Source organism: Haladaptatus sp. (assembly GCF_049589095.1).
GTDB lineage: Archaea > Halobacteriota > Halobacteria > Halobacteriales > Haladaptataceae > Haladaptatus.
Genome location: NZ_JBAWAC010000293.1, coordinates 1 through 4,288, shown reverse-complemented (window position 1 = coordinate 4,288; position 4,288 = coordinate 1). Strand labels below are relative to the sequence as shown.

Sequence of the window (4,288 nt, the reverse complement as noted above, 5' to 3'; positions counted from 1 at the left end):
CGGCCTTGACGACCGCTTCACAGGCGTCCATCGCCTCGTGGTGGTCGTAGAAGGCGCTCTCGAAGTCGATGCTGGTCGCCTCGTTCAGGTGTCGGGGCGTGTTGTGTTCCTCGGCGCGGAAGATGGGGCCGATCTCGAACACGCGCTCCAGTCCGGAGCCGACCATGAGCTGTTTGAACAGCTGGGGCGACTGGTTCATGAACGCTTCCTCGCCGAAGTAGGTGATGGGGAACAGCTCCGTTCCGCCTTCCGTCCCCGTCGCCACGATTTTCGGCGTGTTGATTTCGCTACAACCGAGTTCGTTGAACTTCTCTCGCACGGCACGGAGCACCTCGCCGCGGATCTTGAAGACGGCTTCAACCTCGGGCTTGCGCGCGTCGAGCGTTCGGTTGTCGAGACGAGTCGAGAGGTCGGCGTCGACCTTGCCGCTGGGGTCGAGCGGGAGTTCGGGTTCCGCTTCCGCGATGACTGCCACGTCCGTCGGGACGATTTCGACGTCCGTCGGCGCGCGTGGTTCCTCCTTCACGTCGCCCGTGATCTTCACGACGCTCTCGCGGTTGACGCCGAGGCCGGTCTCGACGAGGTCCTCGTCCATGTCCTCTTTCTCGAACTTGACCTGGATCTTCCCCGTCGTGTCGCGGACGATGAGGAACGCGATTCCACCGAGATCGCGGATCTCGTGAACCCAGCCAGCCACCGTGACGGTGTCGCCGGGTTCGGCATCCGCGGTGTAGGTTCGGTTCTGCATACGCCGCAATTCACCTGGGACGGGCTTAAACGCGTTCGTTTCGCTTCACGGAAGCGTCTGATTCGGACGTGTTAGTCCGTCGTGCACGTCAACCCGGCGGCGATCGTTTCGATGAGCATGTCGCGCATGGCGGGGTAGTACTCCTCCCCGATCTGTTCGCGGTACATGGTCAGGTACTCCACCATTCCGAACATGCCGCCGATAACGAACGGGTCACCCTCTCGGAGACGACCCTCCGATTGCCACGTTTCGATGTACGGAAGCATGTGTGCAAACGACTCCCCGCGCAACGATTCCATCTCCTCCTCCGAGAACTCGTCTATCGCTCGTATCACTCTATCTAACTCGTCGCCAGCGACCAACTGCATGAACAGCGGGTTCTCCTCCATCTCCTCGACGAGCAGTGTCATGAAGCGCCGAATCGCCGATTCGGGGTCGTCTTCGACTTCGAACGAGTTGGCGACGATTTCGTCGGCCACAACCTGCCCTTCCAGTTCCGCCACATCGAGATACAGTCGCTCCTTGGAGTCGAAGAACTGGTAGAACGTGCCGTTGGCGATGCCGACCGGGTCGGTGAGGTCCGCGATGGTCGTCTTCTGCAGGCCGTACTGCGCGAACAGTTCGCCCCCCGTCTCCAGCAACTGCTCGCGGATTCGGTCGCGTTCGGCGTCGCTGAACCCTTTCACGCGATGTCCCTCCGCTGGAAGACCGCGCGGCTGACGAGCACCAGTGCGGCGGTGCCGACGAGCAGGATTCCAGCGCCCGCCCAGTCGTAGTTCCCGGAGACCAGGATCGCCGTCGGGTCGTAGTAGTGCATCGGGCTGAGCGCACCGAGCCACCCCATATCCGCCGATTCACCCACCGAATTGAGCAGGAACAGGACGAACACGGCACCGAGTCCTCCTCGCTGGGCGATGTCCGCGCGGTCGAACAGCACGGAGAGGAGCAGTCCGATCGCGCCGCACGCGAGCAGGTACGGAATCGAGAGCAGGTGAACCACGGCCAAATCGGCGAGCGATACCGACTCGCCGATGGCGACGACGCTCGCGTACACGACCACGCCGACGACGACGTTGAGGACGAGGATGACCGGTACGATGGAGAGGAACTTCTCGACCAGCACCTTCGAGCGCGAAATCGGCGTGGCAAGCAGGATGTCCATTCGGTCGCGTTCCACGTCGCCAGCGATGAGGTTCCCGGCGATGTACGCGACGTAGATGCCGAGCAGGAGCAGCCAGAAGAACTGGTACATCTCGATGGCGAGGAATCCCGACATCGTCGTCAACGAGAACCCGCCGCCGCTCGCACCGAACGCCGCCTTCATCGCGGGTGGTAGGTTGTTCCAGTAGGTATCGATGCTCGCGCCGGAGGATTTGATGGACGGGAAGAGGGCGGCGTACAGTACCGCCATCAGGCTCATCAGGACCGCCAGTGCGATCGTCCCCTTGACCCGCCGCGAGGATTCGTAGCGCGTGATTTCAAACATGGCTCTCACCTCCGTCGCTGACGGGAACGTCGTCCGCCACGTCGGTAGTTACCCCATCTTCGCGCTCGCTTCCAGCGATCTCGTCGCCGTAGAACCGCATGAACACCTCGTCGAGCGGCGCTTCCTCGATATCGACGTCCACGATGTGGTACCGCGAAAGGTGGTCGAGCAGGGTGTCGTACTCGCCGGTGAAGGTGAACTGCACCGCACCGTCGAGGGTGAGGTCGTGGACGCCGTCGATGTCGAAATCCTCGCGGTCGATCGGGTCCGACGTTCGCATCCGCACGCGTTTCCCGCTCCTGTCGAGCAGCGTCTCCACGTCCTCGGTCGTCACGAGTTTCCCGTCGCGGATGATGCCGACGCGGTCACACACTTTCCGAACCTCGCTCAGGACGTGACTGGAGAAGAAGATCGTTACACCTCGCTCCTGTTCGTCGTCGAGGAAGTCGTAAAACCGCTCCTGCATCAGCGGGTCGAGACCCGAGGTCGGTTCGTCCATGATGACCAGGTCGGGGTCGTGCATGAACGCCGAGACGATGGCGAGTTTCTGTTTGTTCCCTCGCGAGAACTCCTCGATCTTCCGCTCGACCGGCGCGTCGAACAGTTCGAGTAACTCCTCCCGTCGGTCGTCGCCCTTCAGCGACGCCTGATAGTCGAGGAATTCGGTTCCGGTCGCGTCCTCGTCGAATCCCGGGTCGCTCGGAAGGTAGCCGATGTGCCGCTTCGCCTCGATGAGTGCGCGCTCGTCCCGAACGTCGTGTCCCAGTACGGTTGCGTCCCCGCCGGTCGGGGCGATGAATCCGAGGAGCGTTCGAATCGTCGTCGTCTTCCCGGCCCCGTTCGGACCGAGGTAGCCGAACACTTCGCCCTCGGTCACGGCGAGCGAGAGGTCTTCGATTCCTCGCGTCTCGCCGTAGTATTTCGTCAACCCGGTCGTTTCGAGTGCGGACATAGTCCCTTGCATATTGGGACTATGAATATATGAATATTTGCTTCGCATATTTTTGAACGGAGAATTTTGTTGTCCCAGTTGCTCTCGGAACGATAAACGGCAAATAGGCGAGCGAACAGCTCACGATCGATTCGAACCAGTTGTAGGAAAAACTACTGCCGATGGATTCCGGCTTACGCCGATTCCGCGCGCGCCTTTTTCGCGTCCCGTGCGCCCTCGACCGTCTCGCGGACCGCGTCCGCACCCTGGTCGTGAACGAGGTCGCCGACGACGACCGTATCGGCGTATTGGGCCATCGTGTTCGCCGATTCGTAGTCGTGAATGCCGCCGCCGTAGAACAGCGTCGCCTCGTCCAACGCTTCCTGTGCCATCCTCACGGTCTCCGGGTCGCCGAACATACCGGAACACTCGATGTAGATTATCTGTTGGCCGAGCATTCGTTCGGCAAGTTCGGCGTAGGCCGCCACGTCTTCGGGCGTTTGGTCGCAGTTCGCATCGGTGTACTGGGCGACGCTCGCCTCCGGGTTCAGTATGATGTATCCCTCGGTGTGGGTTTTGGACCAATCGATCTCCGACATCCGAACCCACTCCTTGTGCAGTCCGGCGATCCACGCGACGTCCCGCGTGTTCAGCACGGTCGGAACGAGGTAGCCGTCCAGCGCATCGCTGTCCACGACGACGGCGGGGTTGCTCGGTTCCTGATAGAGCGGCACGTCGTACTCCGCACAGGCGTCGATGACACGCTGCATCTTCTCCTGTGTCATATCCAGCGTCCCGCCGATTTCGAGCGCGTCCGTCCCCGTCGCACACACGTCGGCGAACGTATCGCCATCCGCGAGGCTCTTGTCCGGGTCGAGGTTAGTTATATGGTCCCAGTCGTCCCATGGCGCGGTCATAGCGTTCCTTTCAAAACTCCCGGGTAAAACAGCTTCGGAACGACCTTTTGCCGCGGTCGCAGGGGGAAGTGACGACAGCCGTCGTCACTTCCGCTGGCTCCCTGGCAAAGTGTCGACAAAAAACCTCCTCACCCCCGTTGGGGGTTCGTTGGCCCGGAAAATCGGAGATTTTCCGGAGCGAATGCTAGCGACTCGCGGTCGTGTTG

Annotated in this window: 5 protein-coding genes; all 5 read right to left on the bottom strand. The window is 61.5% G+C overall.

Annotation, left to right across the window (positions count from 1 at the left end; genetic code table 11):
* A partial coding sequence (locus tag WBV42_RS09580; RefSeq protein ID WP_423985822.1) for an amino acid--tRNA ligase-related protein occupies window positions 1–748 on the bottom strand: 748 nt, incomplete at its 3' end.
* 71 nt (window positions 749–819) lie between these two features.
* Window positions 820–1,434: a TetR/AcrR family transcriptional regulator gene (locus WBV42_RS09575; protein WP_423985821.1), complete on the bottom strand. Its 615-nt coding sequence runs from the start codon at window positions 1,432–1,434 to the stop codon at window positions 820–822.
* Window positions 1,431–2,234 carry an ABC transporter permease subunit gene (locus WBV42_RS09570; RefSeq protein ID WP_423985820.1) on the bottom strand — a complete coding sequence of 268 codons (804 nt, stop codon included), beginning with the start codon at window positions 2,232–2,234 and terminating at the stop codon, window positions 1,431–1,433. Before WBV42_RS09570 ends, WBV42_RS09575 begins: the two co-directional genes overlap by 4 nt.
* Window positions 2,227–3,186 carry an ABC transporter ATP-binding protein gene (locus tag WBV42_RS09565; protein WP_423985819.1) on the bottom strand — a complete coding sequence of 320 codons (960 nt, stop codon included), beginning with the start codon at window positions 3,184–3,186 and terminating at the stop codon, window positions 2,227–2,229. Before WBV42_RS09565 ends, WBV42_RS09570 begins: the two co-directional genes overlap by 8 nt.
* Window positions 3,187–3,359: 173 nt before the next feature.
* Window positions 3,360–4,082, bottom strand: a complete 723-nt coding sequence (locus tag WBV42_RS09560) for a phosphoglycerol geranylgeranyltransferase (protein WP_423985818.1) — start codon at window positions 4,080–4,082, stop codon at window positions 3,360–3,362.
* Between the last annotated feature and the right edge of the window lie 206 nt (window positions 4,083–4,288).